The sequence below is a fragment of the Streptomyces sp. NPDC127190 genome (assembly GCF_042672505.1).
GTDB lineage: Bacteria > Actinomycetota > Actinomycetes > Streptomycetales > Streptomycetaceae > Streptomyces.
The window spans coordinates 78907-95061 of record NZ_JBHXVE010000015.1 but is presented as its reverse complement, the minus strand read 5'-3'; the positions used below and the strand labels follow the sequence as shown (position 1 = coordinate 95061).

Sequence of the window (16155 nt, the reverse complement as noted above, 5' to 3'; positions counted from 1 at the left end):
CGGCGGCCGGTTCAGCGTTCGCTGTCGAGGCTGGCCATCTGGGCGGGGGCGTAGCGCTCGCCGGCCGCCGCGTCCGCCGGGACGGCCTCCTCGACGGCCGCGAGGTCGTCCGCGTCCAGTACGACGTCCAGGGCGCCCAGCGACTCGCCGAGCCGCTGCCGGGTGCGGGCGCCGATCAGCGGCACGATGTCCTCGCCCCGGGCCAGCACCCAGGCGATGGCGAGCTGGGCGACGGTGGTGCCCTTCCGGTCGGCGATGCGGCGCAGGGCCTCGACCAGGTTCAGGTTGTGCCGGAGGTTGTCGCCCTGGAAGCGGGGCGAGTGGGCCCGGAAGTCGTTCGCGGACAGCTGCCGTTCCGGGGTGAAGTGGCCGGAGATCAGGCCGCGGGACAGGACGCCGTACGCCGTGATCCCGATGCCCAGCTCCCGTACGGTCGGCAGGATCTCCCGCTCGATGCCGCGGGAGATGAGCGAGTACTCGATCTGGAGGTCGGCGATCGGGGCGGTGGCGGCGGCCCGCCGGATGCTGTCGGCGCCGACCTCGCTGAGGCCGATGTGCCGCACGTACCCCTTCTCGACCAGCTCGGCGATGGCGCCGACGGTCTCCTCGACGGGCACGTCCGGGTCGAGGCGGGCGAGCCGGTAGACGTCGATGTGGTCGACGCCGAGGCGCTGGAGGGAGTAGGCGGCGAAGTTCTTCACGGCGGCGGGGCGGCCGTCGTAGCCGGTCCAGGTGCCGGCGGGGTCGCGCAGGGCGCCGAACTTGACGCTGACGAGGGCCTGTTCGCGGCGGGCCGGCGGGGCGGTGCGCAGCGCCTCGCCGACGAGCATCTCGTTGTGGCCCATGGCGTAGAAGTCGCCGGTGTCGAGGAGGGTGACCCCGGCCTCCAGGGCGGCGTGGACGGTCGCGACGGACTCCGCGCGGTCGGCGTCGCCGTACAGGGCGGACATGCCCATGCAGCCGAGGCCGAGGGCGGAGACCCGGGGGCCGGTGGTTCCGAGGTTTCGGGTTCGCATCGTCATGACCCCCACCCTGCCATGACAGATGACAGATTTCAATATCTGTCATCTGTCATTCGTCAGCTCGCGCCGGCGCGGCCCCCGCCGGAGAATGGGAGATGCCGACGTGCAGCCCCTCAGGCGGCGCCTGCCGTCGGCCGTGCGGTGTTCGCGCCGCCGAGGAGGCCGCCATGGTCGTCCGTATCGCCACCTACAACACCGAGAACCTGTTCCGCCGGCCTGCCGCCTTCCGGCTCGCCGACCCGGCCCAGCGGAAGCAAGTCCTCGACGATTTCGACACGTTGGTCGCGCTGCTCGACAAGGCGACGTACACCGACGCCGACAAGAAGGAAATCGCCGATCTCATCGTCACCAACCGGGCCTACGACATCGATCCGGACAATCCTCCGCTGATCTTCGTCAACCAGAACCGCCCGGGCAAGACCACCGGACTCTTCGACCCTCCCCCTCCGGGGGCCCAGGTCCAGGACCTGACCATCCACGCGACCGGCCGCGGCTCCTGGGCCGGCTGGGTCGAACTGGTCCAGGACGACCTGGACATGACCGCGGTACGGAACACCGCGCAGGTGGTCGCCGAGGTCACGGCGGACATCCAGCTGGTGGCCGAGGTCGAGGACCGGCTCACCCTGGACCTCTTCAACCGGCATGTCCTGGGCGCCGTCGAGGGCGCGCAGCCGTACCCCTTCAACCTGCTGATCGACGGCAACGATCCGCGGGGCATCGACGTCGGGATCCTCAGCCGCCGGGCGATCACCTCGGTCCGCCCGCACCTGTTCGACCCGGACCCGGCTCACCCCGACCGGCCCCTGTTCAGCCGCGACTGCCCCGAGTACGAGATCCAGCTCGGCGAGGGGACGACGCTGGTGCTCCTCGGCAACCACCTCAAGAGCAAGTTCCACGACGATCCGCGGCTGCGCCTGGCCCAGGCGCAACGGGTCGCGGAGATCTACCGGGCGGCGCTGGAGCGCACGCCGAACGTCGTGGTCGCCGGGGACCTCAACGACAGCCCGGACAGCGCGCCGCTGAAGGCGCTGCTCGACACCGGTCTGCGCGACGTGATGAGCCACCCGTCCTACCAGGGCGATCCGGGCACCCACGGCACCTGCCGCTCGGCCCGGGACAAGCTGGACTACATCCTGTTGCCGCCCGCCCTCTTCGACAAGGTGCAGCGGGTCGGCCTGGAGCCGAGGGGCATCTTCGAGCACCAGGACCACTTCGGCTCCGTGCACTCGAAGCTCGACGAGGCATCGGACCACGCGGCGCTCTTCGTGGACCTGGACATCTGAAGCGACCTGGACATCCGAAGCAGAAACGCCCGCCCGCCCAGCCGACGGAGTCGGATGAGCGGGCGGGCGGGAGACAGCCTGAACGCCGCCGGCGTCAGCAGCCGAGCAGACGCTGGGCCAGGTAGCCCTCGATCTGGTCCAGCGACACGCGCTCCTGCTTCATGGAGTCACGCTCGCGGACCGTGACCGCGTTGTCCTCGAGGGTGTCGAAGTCGACGGTCACGCAGTACGGCGTACCGATCTCGTCCTGGCGGCGGTAGCGGCGGCCGATCGCACCGGCGTCGTCGAACTCGATGTTCCAGTTCTGCCGCAGCGCCTGGGCGAGACCCTTGGCCTTGGGCGACAGCTCGGGGTTGCGGGACAGCGGCAGCACCGCGACCTTGACCGGGGCCAGCCGGTGGTCGAGCCGCAGCACGGTCCGCTTCTCCATCTTGCCCTTGGCGTTCGGCGCCTCGTCCTCGACGTAGGCGTCGAGCAGGAAGGCCAGCATGGTCCGGCCGACACCCGCCGCGGGCTCGATGACGTACGGCGTCCAGCGCTCGCCGGCCTCCTGGTCGAAGTAGGAGAGGTCCTGGCCGGAGGCCTTGGCGTGCGCCGACAGGTCGTAGTCGGTGCGGTTGGCGACACCCTCCAGCTCGCCCCACTCGCTGCCGCCGAACTGGAAGCGGTACTCGATGTCGGCGGTGCGCTTGGAGTAGTGGGAGAGCTTCTCCTTCGGGTGCTCGTACCAGCGCATGTTCTCCTCACGGAGACCCAGGCCGGTGTACCAGTTCCAGCGCTGCTGCATCCAGTACTCCTGCCACTGCTCGTCCTCGCCCGGCTTGACGAAGAACTCCATCTCCATCTGCTCGAACTCGCGGGTGCGGAAGATGAAGTTGCCCGGCGTGATCTCGTTGCGGAAGGACTTGCCCATCTGCGCGATGCCGAACGGCGGCTTGCGGCGCGAGGTGGTCTGCACCTGGGCGAAGTTGGTGAAGATGCCCTGGGCGGTCTCGGGACGCAGGTAGGCGACGGAGCCGCTGTCCTGGGTCGGGCCGAGGTGGGTCGACAGCAGGCCGGAGAACTGCTTGGGCTCGGTGAACTGGCCCTTGTTGCCGCAGTTCGGGCAGTTGATGTCGGCCAGGCCGTTCGCCGGGGCGTGGCCCTTCTTCTCCTCGTACGCCTCTTCCAGGTGGTCGGCGCGGAACCGCTTGTGACACGCGGTGCACTCGGTCAGCGGGTCCGTGAAGGTGGCGACGTGACCGGAGGCCACCCAGACCTCGGAGGCCAGGATGACGGACGAGTCGATACCGACGACGTCCTCGCGCGACGTCACCATGTAGCGCCACCACTGGCGCTTGATGTTCTCCTTGAGCTCGACACCGAGCGGTCCGTAGTCCCAGGCGGCCCGCTGACCGCCGTAGATCTCACTGCACGGGAAAACGAAGCCACGGCGCTTGCTCAGGCTGACGATGGTGTCGATCTTGTCGGCGGCCACGGTGCTCTCTTCATGACGATTACGGCGACTGGCGTTGAAGCGGAGATGCTTCCAGCTTGCGAATGATTCAGGTTACCGGCGCAGGCTCCCCCAGAACCAAATCGGCCCCCTGCTCGACGGCCCTCACCAGGCTTGTTGACAACGGTTTCCATATTTGTTGAAAATGACTGTCATGAACGTACGACGACGCCTCATACCCGCCGCCGCGGTCGCCGCGGTCACCGCCCTCGGGATCGGCACCCTCTCCGCCTGCTCCGGCGACAAGGCGGAGGCGGCGAACACCGGCAAGTTCGACGTCGTCGCGTCCTTCTACCCCCTGGCCTTCCTGGCCGAGCAGATCGGTGGCGGCCATGTGCGCGTCACCACGCTCACCTCCCCCGGCCAGGAACCCCACGACCTGGAGATCAGCCCCCGGCAGATCGCGGCGCTCGACGACTCCGACGCCGTCCTCTACCTCAAGAACCTCCAGCCCGCCGTCGACGCCGCGGTGGCCCAGTCCTCGGTCGGCACGAAGATCGACGCGGCCTCCCTGACCACCCTGGAGAACCACGGCAACGAGGTCGGTGGACACGCCGCCGCGCACGACAGCCACCAGGGCGAGGAGGCGGGCGGCAAGGACCCGCACGTCTGGGTCGACCCGGTGCGCTACGCCACCATCGCCCAGGGCGTCGGCGCCGCCTTCGAGAAGGCCGACCCGAAGCACGCGGCCGACTACCGCAAGAACACCGCGGCCCTGGTGAAGAAGCTGAACGGCCTGGACACCGAGTTCCGCAGCGGGCTGGCGCACACCCGGACCAAGGTCTTCATCACCACGCACGCCGCCTTCGGCTACCTCGCCGAGCGCTACGGCCTCACCGAGGAAGCGATCAACGGCCTCGACCCCGAGTCGGAGCCGAGCGCCGCCCGGGTGAAGGACCTGGAGAAGATGGCCAGGGCCGACGGCGTCTCCACCGTCTTCTACGAGACCCTCGTCAGCGACAAGACCGCGAAGACCATCGCGGGCGACGCCGGTCTGAAGACGGACGTCCTCGACCCGATCGAGGGCATCACCGGCGCGTCCCGCGGCACCGACTACTTCTCCGTCCAGCGGGCCAACCTCAAGGCCCTCCAGCAGGCGCTGGGCGCCAAATGACGGGAGATGCGATGACCAACGAGCCTGTCATATCCCTGCGCGGGGTCACCGCCGAGCTGGGCGCCCGTCCCGTGCTGCGCGGCATCGACCTCACCGTCGGCCGCGGCGAGGTCGTCGCGCTGCTCGGCGCCAACGGCTCCGGCAAGTCCACGGCGATCCGCACGATCATCGGCCAGGTGCCGGTCAGCGGCGGCACGGTCGAGCTGTTCGGCACCCCCCGCCGCTCCTTCCGCGACTGGGCGCGCGTGGGCTACGTACCGCAGCGCACGACGGCGGCGGGCGGTGTCCCGGCGACGGTGACAGAGATCGTCTCCGCGGGCCGGCTGGCCCGCACCCGCTTCGGCGTCTTCCGCAGGGCGGACCGGGAGGCCGTGCACCACGCGCTGGACCTGGTCGGCATGGCCGACCGCGCCAAGGACTCGGTGAACGCCCTCTCCGGCGGCCAGCACCAGCGCGTACTCATCGCCCGCGCCCTGGTCTCCGAGCCCGAGCTGCTGATCATGGACGAGCCGATGGCGGGCGTCGACCTGGCCAGCCAGGAGGTGCTCGCCCGCACCCTCGCGGGGCAGGTCGAGGCCGGTACGACCGTCCTGCTCGTGCTGCACGAACTGGGCCCGCTGGAGCCCCTGATCGACCGGGCGGTCGTCCTGCGCGACGGCTGCGTGCTGCACGACGGCCCGCCCCCGAAGGCCCTGGGCCAGCACGCCCTGCCCGGCCACGACCACGTACACCCGCACGCGCCCGCGGCCGCCGAACCGCTCCGCACCGGCCTGCTGAGCTGATGGAGCTGTGATGGACTTCCTCGACTACGCCTTCATGCAGCGGGCCCTGCTCGCCGCCGTCCTGGTCGGCATCACGGCCCCCGCGGTCGGCATCTACCTCGTCCAGCGCCGCCAGGCCCTGATGGGCGACGGCATCGGCCACGTGGCCATGACCGGCGTCGGCCTCGGCTTCCTCCTCTCCACCTCCCCGGTGTGGATGGCGACCGCCGTCTCCGTCCTCGGCGCGGTCCTGATGGAGCTGATCCGCTGGTACGGCAGGACGCGCGGCGACATCGCCCTCGCGATGCTCTTCTACGGCGGCATGGCCGGCGGCGTGATGCTGATCAATCTCGCGCCGGGCGGCTCCAACGCCAACCTGACCTCGTACCTCTTCGGCTCCCTGTCCACCGTCTCGCAGTCCGACGTGACCGCGATCTGCGTGCTCGCCGCGCTCGTGCTGCTGGTCACGCTGGGCCTGCGCCGCCAGCTGTTCGCGGTCAGCCAGGACGAGGAGTTCGCCCGGGTCACCGGCCTGCCGGTGCGCGTGCTGAACCTGCTGACCGCGGTCACTGCGGCGGTCACCGTCACGGTCGCCATGCGCGTGGTCGGCCTGCTGCTGGTGTCCGCTCTGATGGTGGTGCCGGTGGCGGCGGCGCAGCAGCTCAGCCGCAGCTTCGCCGCGACCTTCGCGATCGCCGTCGCGATCGGGGTGGCCGTGACCGTCAGCGGCACCGTCACCTCGTACTACCAGGACGTCCCGCCCGGCGCGACGATCGTCCTCCTCACCATCGCCGCGTTCATCGCCCTGACCGCGCTCGCCACCCCGCTGGCCCGGCGACGCGCCCGCGCGGCAGCCGCGGCCCAGCCCTCCGGAGACCCCGCGGAGTGCTCGATTCCGGCCACCCGGAGCGCATCCGACGAGGTCGGCGTCTGACCGCTCACCGCCCGGGCTGGCAGAATGGCCCGGGCAGACAGCGAGACTGAGGAGGCAACCGGTGACGACCGCTGGACCGCCCGTGAAGGGCCGCGCGACCCGGCAGCGGGCAGCCGTGGCGGCGGCGCTGGACGAGGTCGACGAGTTCCGCAGTGCGCAGGAACTCCACGACATGCTCAAGCACAAGGGCGACTCGGTCGGACTCACCACCGTCTACCGCACGCTCCAGTCCCTCGCCGAGGCCGGTGAGGTGGATGTCCTGCGCACCTCCGACGGCGAGTCGGTGTACCGCCGCTGCTCCACCGGTGAACACCACCACCACCTGGTCTGCCGCGCCTGCGGCAAGGCGGTGGAGGTGGAGGGCCCGGCGGTCGAGAAGTGGGCGGAGGCGATCGCCGCGGAGCACGGCTATGTGAACGTGGCGCACACGGTGGAGATCTTCGGCACCTGCGCGGAGTGCGCCGCCGGCTGAGCGGGGGTGGGTCACGCTCCATCGCCGGGTGCGGCTCCGTGGGGGTTGCTCGCGCAGTTCCCCGCGCCCCTGAAGGGGCAGCTCCCCGCTCAGGCCCGCGTGATGTGCCGGTCCAGGAGAGACCTCAGGCGGTCCACGTCCGCCGGATCGGTCAGCGCCCGCTTCGGCAGCAGCGTCATGCACCGCGCGTTCCGGTCCCCGCTGAACAGTGCGAAGGAGTCCGCCGTCTCCCGGTACACCGGCCGCGCCCCCCACTCCTGCACCACCGTCACATGCTCCGCGCGCACCGTCACCCCCTCCTCGTCCACGGTCACCCGGCACGCCCCGCTCACCTCGGCCACCCGGGCCAGCCGCCGCGCCTGGAGCACCGGTGTCACGGCGAGCCCGACGCCGCAGTAGATCATCATCAGGACGGGGAAGAGATCCACCCGCCCGCCGGCCAGCTCCGCCGCGGCGGTCAGTGCGAAGGCGAGGAACATCAGGCCCAGCACCCCCGTCGCCAGCCGGCTCGACCTGCTGATCTTCCGCCGCGCCCGCAGCGCCGACACGAAGTCGCGCGCCTCCAGCCGAAACGCCAGCTCGACCGTCTCCCGGACGGCCTCCCGCCCCATGTCCGTCGTCACGAGGCGGGATCGTACATGCGTCCCCCGGCCGTTGATCAGCCGCGTCCGAAGCAGCGTTCCAGCTCGTCCAGGTCGTAGAACGTGCTGCCCTCGGCGATCGGGCGGCAGCCCGACCTGAACGGTGTCTCGCGCTCGTTGTAGAGCATGCGGACGAGGTAGCGGCCGTCCTTCTCGTAGACGTCCCACTGGATGTTCGCACCGAGCGGGGAGACCGCGGCGCCCCGCCAGGGGTTGCCGGCGTACGTGTACGGCTCGCCCGGCGTCGCCGGCCGGGTGCTGCCCGGCAGGCCCATCAGCGCGGCCAGCGGGATGATCTCCTCGGCGTGGGTGAAGCGCAGCTCGGCGCCGAGGTCGCTGGTGCCGTCCCGCTTGGCCTCCACCTGCCGGAAGAAGTCGTCCAGCAGGACGTCCGCCATCCGGTAGGTGATGTCGCTGTCGGCGAAGCCGGGCCCCTTCTCGTAGAAGTCCTCGGCGTCGGAGAGGTAGCCGAACCAGGCGGCGTCCGACCGGGAGATGTACCGCTCCATGCCCCAGCCCCTGCCGTCCGGGCTCTCCTCGCTCATCGCGGGCGCGATGGCGTACAGGTTGTAGACGGCCTCGGCGGCGCCGACGGGGTCGGGGATCTCGGCGACGAACGGGTCGGTGAACAGCCGGCGCAGCACGCTGCGGGCGTGGTCGAGCGTGGCGGGCTGCCCGGTGATGCCCCGGAGGGTGTCCTTCAGGCGCTGGTCGTTCGCGAGGTAGTCGCGGTAGGCGGCGCCGCCGGCCGCCTTGTGGAAGTAGAGCAGGTCCTTGTCCGTCCGGGCCGGTCCGATCAACGGCGCGAGGGCCGGATCGGTGTCGGCGAGGGCCCCGGCGAAGACGGTGCCGCTGTCGACGGCGCGGCCCTGCCCGGAGCTGACGACGTCGATCTTCTCCCCGTCGTCGGCGATCTTCGCGAACAGCGACGGCAGCCGGTGTGCCAGCCTGACCGCCGTGTCCGTCAGTTCCTGCTTGCCGCGCCCGCTGAGGTTGCCGTAGCCGATCCGGGCCATGGCGGCCTCCAGGGCTTGCACCCGGGGCCCGAACTCCTCACCCTTGTGGGTGAGTTGCCCGGCTGTCCGGGCCTTGTCCCACAGGGCGAGGACCAGGTCGCCGTCCGTGCCGGCGGTGGCCGCGCGGGAGCCGTGCCGGGAGACGTTCTCGGTGAGGACGGCGGTGTAGCCGGCCGGCGGCTGCTGGTAGCGCTGCGGGTCCTGCCCGCCGGCGTACGGGGCCTTGGTGCCGTAACTCTCGCGGTGCGCCGGGCCGTCGGCGGCGTGCGCGGGCAGCGCGGCCAGGAGCAGGGCGCCGAGGGCGAGCAGCGGGGTGAGACGTCTCATGGCCCGTATCCTCGGCAGCCCCGGTGAACCGCCGGTGGCGGTCAGGTGGCCGGCTTGCCCTCCATGGCCAGCAGCTCCTCGTTGGGGATGGCGCCGCCGAACCGCCGGTCGCGGGAGGCGAACTCGACGCAGGCGCGCCACAGGTGGCGGCGGTCGAAGTCGGGCCACAGCACGTCCTGGAAGACCATCTCGGCGTACGCGCTCTGCCAGAGCAGGTAGTTGGAGGTGCGCATCTCGCCGCTGGGGCGCAGGAACAGGTCGACGTCCGGCATGTCCGGGTAGTACATGTACTTCTGGAGCGTCTTCTCGTTCACCTTGGACGGGTCGAGCCGCCCCGCCGCCACGTCCTCGGCCAGCGCCTTGGCCGCGTCGGCGATCTCGGCGCGTCCGCCGTAGTTCATGCAGAAGTACAGCGTGAGCAGGTCGTTGCCCTTCGTCTGCTCCTGGGCGACCTGGAGTTCCTTGGCGACGGACTTCCACAGCTTGGGCATCCGGCCCACCCAGCGCACCCGGATGCCGAGTTCATCGAGCTGGTCCCGGGTCTTGCGGATGAAGTCGCGGTTGAAGTTCATCAGGAAGCGGACCTCGTCGGGCGAGCGCTTCCAGTTCTCGGTGGAGAAGGCGTACAGGGAGATGTTGCGGACGCCGATCTCGATCGAGCCCTGGAGGACGTCCAGCACCCGCTCGGCGCCGACCTTGTGTCCCTCGGTGCGCGGCAGCCCGCGGTCCTTGGCCCAGCGTCCGTTGCCGTCCATGACGATGGCGACGTGGTTCGGGACCAGCTCACCCGGGAGCCTCGGCGCACGGGCACCCGACGGGTGCGGCTCCGGCGCCTTGTGCTCGCGCCGCTGGCGCCCCAGGATCCCGCGTACGACCATGTGCCTCTCGTCTCTCTTCGTGGGTGTTACTTCTCGACGTACCTGAGCGAACGCAGTCCGCGCTCCAGATGCCAGTGCAGGTAGGCGGACACCAGCCCGCTGCCCTCCCGGACGTACCGCGCCTCGCAGGCGTCGGCCGTCTCCCAGTCTCCCGTAAGCAGCGCGCCCAGCAGAACCAGGGTCTGCGGGGACGGTACGACGCTTCCGGGCACCCGGCAGTCGACGCACACGGAGCCGCCGGAGGCCACCGAGAAGAACCGGTTGGGGCCGGGCATCCCGCACTTCGCGCAGTCGCCGAAGCTCGGGGCGTAGCCGTTGACGGCGAGGGAGCGCAGCAGGAAGGCGTCGAGGACGAGATGCGGTGCGTGCTCGCCCCGCGCCAGGGTCCGCAGCGCCCCGACGAGCAGCAGGTACTGCTGGACCGCCGGCTCGCCCTCGTGGTCCGTGAACCGCTCGGCGGTCTCCAGCATGGCCGTCCCGGCGGTGTACCGGGCGTAGTCGGTGACGATCCCGCCGCCGTACGGCGCGATGGTCTCGCTCTGCGTGCACAGCGGCAGACCGCGCCCGACCAGCTCGCTCCCGCGGGCGAAGAACTGCACGTCCACGTGGGAGAAGGGCTCCAGCCGGGCGCCGAACTTGGACTTGGTCCGGCGCACGCCCCGGGCGACGGCGCGTACCCGGCCGTGACCGCGGGTGAGCAGGGTGATGATCCGGTCCGCCTCACCCAGCTTCTGGGTGCGCAGCACGATGCCGTCGTCGCGGAACAGACTCATGGACACCATTGTCGCCCAAGCGCTCCCCTGCCCCTGCCGTTGAACAATATGTTGAAGGCGGCGCGACGACGACATGGCAAGAACGCTCCGGAAGGAAGGTGCCGCCCGTGCCGCTCGACGGCTTCACTCCCTGGCCCGAGGACACCGCGCTGGCCTATCGCCGGGCCGGCCACTGGCAGGGCCGTCCGCTGCCCGGGCTGCTGCACGACTGGGCGCGCGAGCACGGCACCCGCACCGCGCTGGTGCACGGCACGGACCGGCTGACGTACCTCCAGCTGGACCGCCGGGTGAGCCGGACGGCCGCCGGTCTGCGGCTGCGCGGCATCGAGCCGGGCAAGCGGGTCGTGGTGCAGCTGCCGAACACCGTCGAGTTCGTCGTCGTACTGTTCGCGCTGATGCGGGCCGGGGCGGTCCCCGTGCTCTCCCCCATGAGCCACCGGGAGGCGGAGACCGCGCACGTGGTGGCCTCCACTGAGGCCGTCGGCTATGTCGGCCCTACCGTGCATCGCGGCTTCGACCACGCGGCGGCGGCCGCCAGGATCGCCGCCCGCTCGACCTCGCTGCGCCGGATCCTCACCCTGGCCCCGCCGGGCGAGCGGGCGGGCGGCTTCTCGATGCTGCCGGGCGGGACCCTCAGCTTCCCGCTGCACACCCTGGACGAGGCCCCGCCGGCCGACCGCGCCCTGGACGCCTCCGACGTGGCGTTCCTCCTCGCGTCCGGCGACCCGGCGGCACCCGACCCGGCGGCACCCCCGCGGCTGGTCCCGCGCACCCATGACGACTACGCCTGCCAGCTCCGGGCCGCGGCCGGGGCACTGCCGCTCACCCCGCAGGACGTGTACCTGGCGGCGCTGCCCGCCGACTCCCCCGTCGTCCTCGGCGGCCCCGGCATCCTCGGCACGCTCGCGGCAGGCGGCACGGTGGTCCTTCTCGACGACCCGGCACCGGACACGGCCTTCGAGGCGATCGAGCGGGAACAGGTGACGGTCACCTCGCTCACCCCCGGCCGCGCCGCCCGCTGGCTGGACGCCCTGCCCGGCACGCCGGCGGACCTCGGGTCGCTGCGGACGGTCCAGTTGGTCGGCAGCGCACCGGCCCCCGACCTGGCCGCACGGCTGGAGCCCGCCCTCGGCTGCCGCGTCCAGCAGCTGTACGGCCTGGCGGAGGGACCGCTCCTCGCCGACGGCCACCCGGTCTGCCCGGCCGACGAGATCCGCGTCGACGCGGGCGAACTCCTCGTCCGGGGCCCGCACACCGTGCGCGGCTACTACCGCTCCCCCGGCCCCGAGGCCCACGCCTTCACCCCGGACGGCTTCCTCCGCACGGGAGTCCGGGCCACCGGCTAGCTTTCGGGACCCGGGTCAGGCGGCGGCTTTCCCGGCCCTGGCCTGCTGTGCCCGGGGGTGCGTCGCGGTCCGGGCGAGGAGGGCGTCCTCCAGCGTCGCGGCGTGCGGGTGCGGGTTGGTGCGCGGGCGGACGTAGTGGAGGGCGGCCGGCGGCGCCCCGGTCAGCGGCAGGTAGAGGATGTCCGGATCGGGGTGCTGGGCGGCCACCGACTCGGGCAGCACCCCGACGCCGCGGCGTGCGGCCACGGCGTGCAGGTACTCCTCGATGTTGGTGGTCTCCGCGCCGATCTCCGGCGTGTTGCCGCGCGGCCAGTCCTCGGGGGTGAGCGTGCCGCTGAGGGTGTTGACGACCAGGCACCGCCGGCCCAGGTCCCGCCAGGACACCGTGGACTGGACGGCCAGGGTGGAGCGCCGGCAGACGGCCGCGACCCGGGGTTCGCGCAGGAGTTCCACGGAGGTCAGCCGGGGATCGTCGACCGGGCCCCAGAGCAGCGCGGCGTCGACGGCCGCGTCCCGCAGCCCCGCCGTCCGGTCGTCGACGCGGACCGGCTGCACGAGCACCTGGTGCCGCTCCTCCATGTGCTCGATGGCCTGCCGGCCGAGCTTCATGGGAGGGCCGCTGCACTGTCGCTGGAGGCGTCCCTGGCCCTGATCGAGTCGGCGGCGGAGGACTACAGACGATGCGCGAGTACGACCTGACCAACGCCCGTTGGCGCAAGAGCAGCTGCTGGTGATCGGCGCTGCGGCGTGGGCGGAGTTCATCGGGAGCGTCGCAGCCTGACGATGCCGGACTTCGCGGCCGCGTCACGCCCCGGGCACCGCTATCGCTGCCACCATCCTGGGGAGGACCGTGCGACCCGCGACCCAGCCCGCCAGGAGCCGTGAATGACCTTCCCCGCCCCGCTCACCGGAGTCGTCCCGCCCGTGTGCACCCCGCTGACCCCGGAGCGCGAGGTGGACACGGCCTCGCTGCTCCGGCTGGTCGGGCATCTGGTGGAGGGCGGGGTGCACGCGCTGTTCGTACTCGGGTCGTCCTCGGAGGCGGCCTTTCTGACCGACCGGCAGCGCCGGCAGGTGGTGGAGGCGGTGTGCGGGCATGTCGCCGGTCAGCTGCCGGTCCTCGCCGGCGCCATCGACATGACGACCCCGCGCGTCCTCGACCATGTCGCGGCGGTCACCGCGGCGGGCGCGGAGGCCGTCGTCGTCACCGCGCCGTTCTTCGCCCGCACCCACCGCGCGGAGCTGGTCCACCACTTCCGCCGGATCGCGGCCGCGAGTCCGGTCCCGGTCATCGCCTACGACATCCCGTCTTCCGTGCACACCAAGCTCCCCGCGGAACTGCTGCTGGGGCTGGCCGGGGACGGGGTGCTGGCCGGGGTCAAGGACTCCAGCGGCGATCTGGGCACCTTCCGGGACCTGGTCACCGGCGCCCGCACCCACCCCGGTTTCGCCGTCCTGACCGGCTCCGAAGTGGTCACCGACGCCGCGCTGGCGATGGGCGCCGACGGTGCGGTGCCGGGCCTGGCCAATGTCGACCCGCACGGTTACGTCCGTCTCTACCGGCAGTGCCGGGCGGGCGACTGGGCGGGCGCCCGGGCCGAACAGGAGCGGCTGTGCGCCCTGTTCCACATGGTCACGGTGGGCGACCCGGGCCGGATGGGCGGCAGCTCCTCGGCGCTGGGCGCGTTCAAGGCGGCCCTGCATCTGCGGGGTGTCATCGACTGCGCGGCGACGGCGGAGCCCCAGGTGCCGCTCTCCGGTGAGGAGGTCGAGCGGGTGGCCAAGCATCTGGCCGCGGCGGGCCTGCTCTGAGGGCTCTAAGGGTTCTGGCGGGTGGGCAGCCGGACCCTGCGGAACTCGATCGCCGTGCCGGGCCCGGTCTCCTGGAGGACGCCGACCGTGCCGGGGCCGAGCTGGACCAGGTCGGAGTAGCCGGCCGGGCCGTCGGAGAGGGTCAGCAGCAGGGTGAAGGTGCGGCCGGCGTCGGCGCTGGACCACAGGGCCGGGGCGCGGCGGGCGGTCGGGACGGAGGGCGCGGAGAACAGCAAGGGGGCGTGCGGGCCGCGGAGTTGGAGGAGGCTGCCCTGGACGACCGGGACCCGGTCCAGGGTCGGCTGGGGGGCGAAGGGCCGGTCCAGGGTGCCGCCGTCGTCGGAGGAGTAGCTGTCGAGGCGGTTGCCGGGGGCGGTGCCGTTCTGGTCGCGGGCGTTGAGATAGAGGCGGCCGTCGGGGAGCTGGGCGGCGGCGGTCTCGTTGACGTTGCGGACGCCGTCGTGGGCGTCGCTCGTGTATCCGAGGCGCCAGGTACGGCCGCCGTCGTCGCTGTAGAGGGCGTGACCGCCGTAATAGCGGGGCTCCCGGCCGGTGTCCGGGGAGCCGGGCGGCGGCGCGGTGGAGTGGTCGGCGGGGACCAGCAGCCGGCCGGTGTGCGGGCCGCGGGTGAGGGCGACGGCGTGGCCGGGACCGGTGGCGTACCAGCGCCAGCCGGGCCGGCCGGCCTCGGCGGTGATGTCCCGCGGTGTGGTGAAGCGCATGCCGTCGTCCCAGCTGTGCTGCACGTACACCCGGCGCTCGCCCTGCCCCCGCATGATCTGCGCCTCGGTCACTCCCCCGCGGTTGCCGCAGCTGAGGAGGACGACGGCGCCGGTGCGCGGATCGACCACCGGTGCCGGGTTGCCCCGGGTGTCCCCCCGCCCGGCGGCGACCACCGTCAGCGGCCCCCAGCTACAGCCGCCGTCGCCGGAGCGGCGCAGCACCACGTCGATGTCCCCGGTGTCCCCCGCCCCGTTCCGCCGCCCCTCGGCGAACGCCAGGACCGTGCCGCGCCGGGTCCGCACGACGGCGGGGATCCGGTAGGCGGCGTACCCGCCCTGTCCCGCGGTGTAGGGCACGGAGGACGGACACCCGGGCGCGTCATGGCCTCCGGGCCGCGCGGCGAGCGAGGAAGCGATCGCCAGCCCGACGAGAAGCCCCCGGCTGAGAAACATCACCCCGAGAGCTTCCCCGCATACCCCCGAGGGGACTTCCTCCGCACGGGTGACGAGTACGGCACCCCCATGGCACGGCCCGCAGCAACCCCCTAGGGGCGCGGGGCTGTATCGATATGCGGCTCCGCCGCGTGGGCGCGACCAGCCAGAACGCACCCGCTGCCCCGCACAGCCTCAGGCACCCACCACTCTCAGGACGGCGTCCGCGCCGACGCCAGCAGCCTGCTCACATCGTCCGCGCAGATCATCAGCGCCGCCCCCACCGTCGCCAGCGCCTCCCGCTCCGCCGGGGTGTACGGCCCGTCCGCGAGGGCGATCCGCGCGCCCTGGAGGAACAGCGACTCACGGCCCGCCGGAGCGAGATGCGGCGCCAGCGGGTCCAGCGCCTCGTGCAGCTCTATCGTCAGGCTCGCCCCGCACGGCGGCCCCAGCACCCGCCCGGTGTCCGCGGCGACCGCCTCGACCAGCGCGGCCAGCTGCTCCTCCGTGCAGTCGGCGAAGCCCGCCGCGCGCACCATGCCCGCGGCCGTCTCCAGGGCCGTACGCGACCCCGTGCCGCCCGCGGTGAGCACGGCCAGGGCGACCGTGTGCACGGCGTCCCGGAGCATCCCGGAGAAGCGGCGGGTGGTGGGGTGGTCGAGCACCTCGGTGCCGTAGTGGCCGTGGCAGGCCGCGCACTCCACGACCGGCCCGGTCGCGCCGCGCGGCAGCACCGGCAGCCCGAACAGGGTGAGACGGCGGCGGCCGGTGAGCCGCTGGTAGTTGCGGTCGCCTCCGCAGCCCGGGCAGAAGAACTCGCCGTCTCCGACGGGAGTCCATGCGGTGCGGGTGCCCAGGATGCGCACAGCCCTGGCGGCACGGCCGTCTCGTCCCCGTACTGGCAGCACGTCGCACCTCCGTAACCGCACGGCAACATCGCCGCGCTGGCGTGATGTTAGCCACATCCCGGAGCCTGAGTCAGTACCCCGTACGAGACCTTGCCGTGACCTGAGGGGGCCGGTGGCCGATAACAGGCGGGGGGGGGGGCCCGCGGGGGGCGCGGGCCGGCGCCCCCCAACCCCCCGGCGGGAGGGGGGGGGCGGGGGCGGCCGGGTGCCGGGGGCGGC

At 72.3% G+C, this 16155-nt stretch carries 16 protein-coding genes; 7 read left to right on the top strand and 9 right to left on the bottom strand.

The window, feature by feature from the left end:
- Positions 1 to 11 precede the first annotated feature (11 nt).
- A complete protein-coding gene (locus ACFVIU_RS23055; RefSeq protein ID WP_385844684.1) occupies positions 12 to 1022 on the bottom strand; it encodes an aldo/keto reductase in 1011 nt (336 codons plus the stop codon).
- 167 nt (positions 1023 to 1189) lie between these two features.
- On the opposite strand from ACFVIU_RS23055, the gene ACFVIU_RS23050 reads away from it, so the two are divergent.
- The gene (locus ACFVIU_RS23050; protein ID WP_385844683.1) at positions 1190 to 2305 is read left to right on the top strand and encodes an endonuclease/exonuclease/phosphatase family protein; all 1116 of its coding nucleotides are present in this window, start codon (positions 1190 to 1192) and stop codon (positions 2303 to 2305) included.
- Between the two features lie 94 nt (positions 2306 to 2399).
- On the opposite strand, the gene ACFVIU_RS23045 is transcribed toward ACFVIU_RS23050, so the two are convergent.
- Positions 2400 to 3782 (bottom strand): glycine--tRNA ligase, encoded by a 1383-nt coding sequence (locus ACFVIU_RS23045; RefSeq protein ID WP_385844681.1) that lies wholly within the window; start codon positions 3780 to 3782, stop codon positions 2400 to 2402.
- 172 nt (positions 3783 to 3954) lie between these two features.
- On the opposite strand from ACFVIU_RS23045, the gene ACFVIU_RS23040 reads away from it, so the two are divergent.
- The 4 genes from ACFVIU_RS23040 (at position 3955) to ACFVIU_RS23025 (ending at position 7081) form a co-directional block, all read left to right on the top strand.
- Entirely contained in the window at positions 3955 to 4914 is a 960-nt protein-coding gene (locus ACFVIU_RS23040; protein WP_385844679.1) for a metal ABC transporter substrate-binding protein, read from the top strand.
- An 11-nt stretch (positions 4915 to 4925) separates the two neighbouring features.
- A complete protein-coding gene (locus ACFVIU_RS23035) occupies positions 4926 to 5696 on the top strand; it encodes a metal ABC transporter ATP-binding protein (RefSeq protein ID WP_385844678.1) in 771 nt (256 codons plus the stop codon).
- A 10-nt stretch (positions 5697 to 5706) separates the two neighbouring features.
- Positions 5707 to 6609 (top strand): metal ABC transporter permease, encoded by a 903-nt coding sequence (locus tag ACFVIU_RS23030; protein WP_385844676.1) that lies wholly within the window; start codon positions 5707 to 5709, stop codon positions 6607 to 6609.
- Between the two features lie 61 nt (positions 6610 to 6670).
- On the top strand, positions 6671 to 7081 hold the full coding sequence (locus ACFVIU_RS23025; protein ID WP_385844675.1) for a Fur family transcriptional regulator: 411 nt from the start codon (positions 6671 to 6673) through the stop codon (positions 7079 to 7081).
- 89 nt (positions 7082 to 7170) lie between these two features.
- Here the strand turns inward: ACFVIU_RS23025 and ACFVIU_RS23020 are convergent, their stop codons facing one another.
- The 4 genes from ACFVIU_RS23020 to recO are packed head-to-tail and all read right to left on the bottom strand — an operon-like array spanning position 7171 to position 10716.
- A complete protein-coding gene (locus ACFVIU_RS23020) occupies positions 7171 to 7704 on the bottom strand; it encodes a hypothetical protein (protein ID WP_385844673.1) in 534 nt (177 codons plus the stop codon).
- 35 nt (positions 7705 to 7739) lie between these two features.
- A complete protein-coding gene (locus ACFVIU_RS23015) occupies positions 7740 to 9065 on the bottom strand; it encodes a histidine-type phosphatase (protein WP_385844671.1) in 1326 nt (441 codons plus the stop codon).
- A gap of 41 nt (positions 9066 to 9106) precedes the next feature.
- Positions 9107 to 9943, bottom strand: a complete 837-nt coding sequence (locus tag ACFVIU_RS23010) for an isoprenyl transferase (RefSeq protein ID WP_385844669.1) — start codon at positions 9941 to 9943, stop codon at positions 9107 to 9109.
- Positions 9944 to 9969: 26 nt separating this feature from the next.
- On the bottom strand, positions 9970 to 10716 hold the full coding sequence (gene recO, locus ACFVIU_RS23005; RefSeq protein ID WP_014672589.1) for a DNA repair protein RecO: 747 nt from the start codon (positions 10714 to 10716) through the stop codon (positions 9970 to 9972).
- Positions 10717 to 10823: 107 nt separating this feature from the next.
- Here recO and ACFVIU_RS23000 point away from each other — a divergent pair, with 107 nt between their 5' ends.
- The gene (locus ACFVIU_RS23000; protein ID WP_385844668.1) at positions 10824 to 12062 is read left to right on the top strand and encodes an AMP-binding protein; all 1239 of its coding nucleotides are present in this window, start codon (positions 10824 to 10826) and stop codon (positions 12060 to 12062) included.
- 15 nt (positions 12063 to 12077) lie between these two features.
- Here the strand turns inward: ACFVIU_RS23000 and ACFVIU_RS22995 are convergent, their stop codons facing one another.
- Positions 12078 to 12671 carry a LysR substrate-binding domain-containing protein gene (locus ACFVIU_RS22995; protein ID WP_385844667.1) on the bottom strand — a complete coding sequence of 198 codons (594 nt, stop codon included), beginning with the start codon at positions 12669 to 12671 and terminating at the stop codon, positions 12078 to 12080.
- A gap of 276 nt (positions 12672 to 12947) precedes the next feature.
- On the opposite strand from ACFVIU_RS22995, the gene ACFVIU_RS22990 reads away from it, so the two are divergent.
- Positions 12948 to 13874 carry a dihydrodipicolinate synthase family protein gene (locus ACFVIU_RS22990; RefSeq protein WP_385844665.1) on the top strand — a complete coding sequence of 309 codons (927 nt, stop codon included), beginning with the start codon at positions 12948 to 12950 and terminating at the stop codon, positions 13872 to 13874.
- A gap of 5 nt (positions 13875 to 13879) precedes the next feature.
- Here the strand turns inward: ACFVIU_RS22990 and ACFVIU_RS22985 are convergent, their stop codons facing one another.
- Positions 13880 to 15049, bottom strand: a complete 1170-nt coding sequence (locus tag ACFVIU_RS22985; protein ID WP_385844813.1) for an exo-alpha-sialidase — start codon at positions 15047 to 15049, stop codon at positions 13880 to 13882.
- Positions 15050 to 15240: 191 nt separating this feature from the next.
- Positions 15241 to 15936, bottom strand: a complete 696-nt coding sequence (locus ACFVIU_RS22980; RefSeq protein WP_385844664.1) for a TerB family tellurite resistance protein — start codon at positions 15934 to 15936, stop codon at positions 15241 to 15243.
- Positions 15937 to 16155 lie beyond the last annotated feature (219 nt).

Bases quoted from the DNA above. Each gene is read 5' to 3' on its own strand.
- ACFVIU_RS23055 (WP_385844684.1), bottom strand. From the start codon at position 1,022: ATGACGATGCGAACCCGAAACCTCGGAACCACCGGCCCCCGGGTCTCC.
- ACFVIU_RS22990 (WP_385844665.1), top strand. From the start codon at position 12,948: ATGACCTTCCCCGCCCCGCTCACCGGAGTCGTCCCGCCCGTGTGCACC.
- ACFVIU_RS22985 (WP_385844813.1), bottom strand. From the start codon at position 15,049: ATGTTTCTCAGCCGGGGGCTTCTCGTCGGGCTGGCGATCGCTTCCTCG.
- ACFVIU_RS23030 (WP_385844676.1), top strand. From the start codon at position 5,707: ATGGACTTCCTCGACTACGCCTTCATGCAGCGGGCCCTGCTCGCCGCC.
- ACFVIU_RS23010 (WP_385844669.1), bottom strand. From the start codon at position 9,943: ATGGTCGTACGCGGGATCCTGGGGCGCCAGCGGCGCGAGCACAAGGCG.
- recO (WP_014672589.1), bottom strand. From the start codon at position 10,716: ATGAGTCTGTTCCGCGACGACGGCATCGTGCTGCGCACCCAGAAGCTG.
- ACFVIU_RS23035 (WP_385844678.1), top strand. From the start codon at position 4,926: ATGACCAACGAGCCTGTCATATCCCTGCGCGGGGTCACCGCCGAGCTG.
- ACFVIU_RS22995 (WP_385844667.1), bottom strand. From the start codon at position 12,671: ATGAAGCTCGGCCGGCAGGCCATCGAGCACATGGAGGAGCGGCACCAG.
- ACFVIU_RS23040 (WP_385844679.1), top strand. From the start codon at position 3,955: ATGAACGTACGACGACGCCTCATACCCGCCGCCGCGGTCGCCGCGGTC.
- ACFVIU_RS23050 (WP_385844683.1), top strand. From the start codon at position 1,190: ATGGTCGTCCGTATCGCCACCTACAACACCGAGAACCTGTTCCGCCGG.
- ACFVIU_RS23015 (WP_385844671.1), bottom strand. From the start codon at position 9,065: ATGAGACGTCTCACCCCGCTGCTCGCCCTCGGCGCCCTGCTCCTGGCC.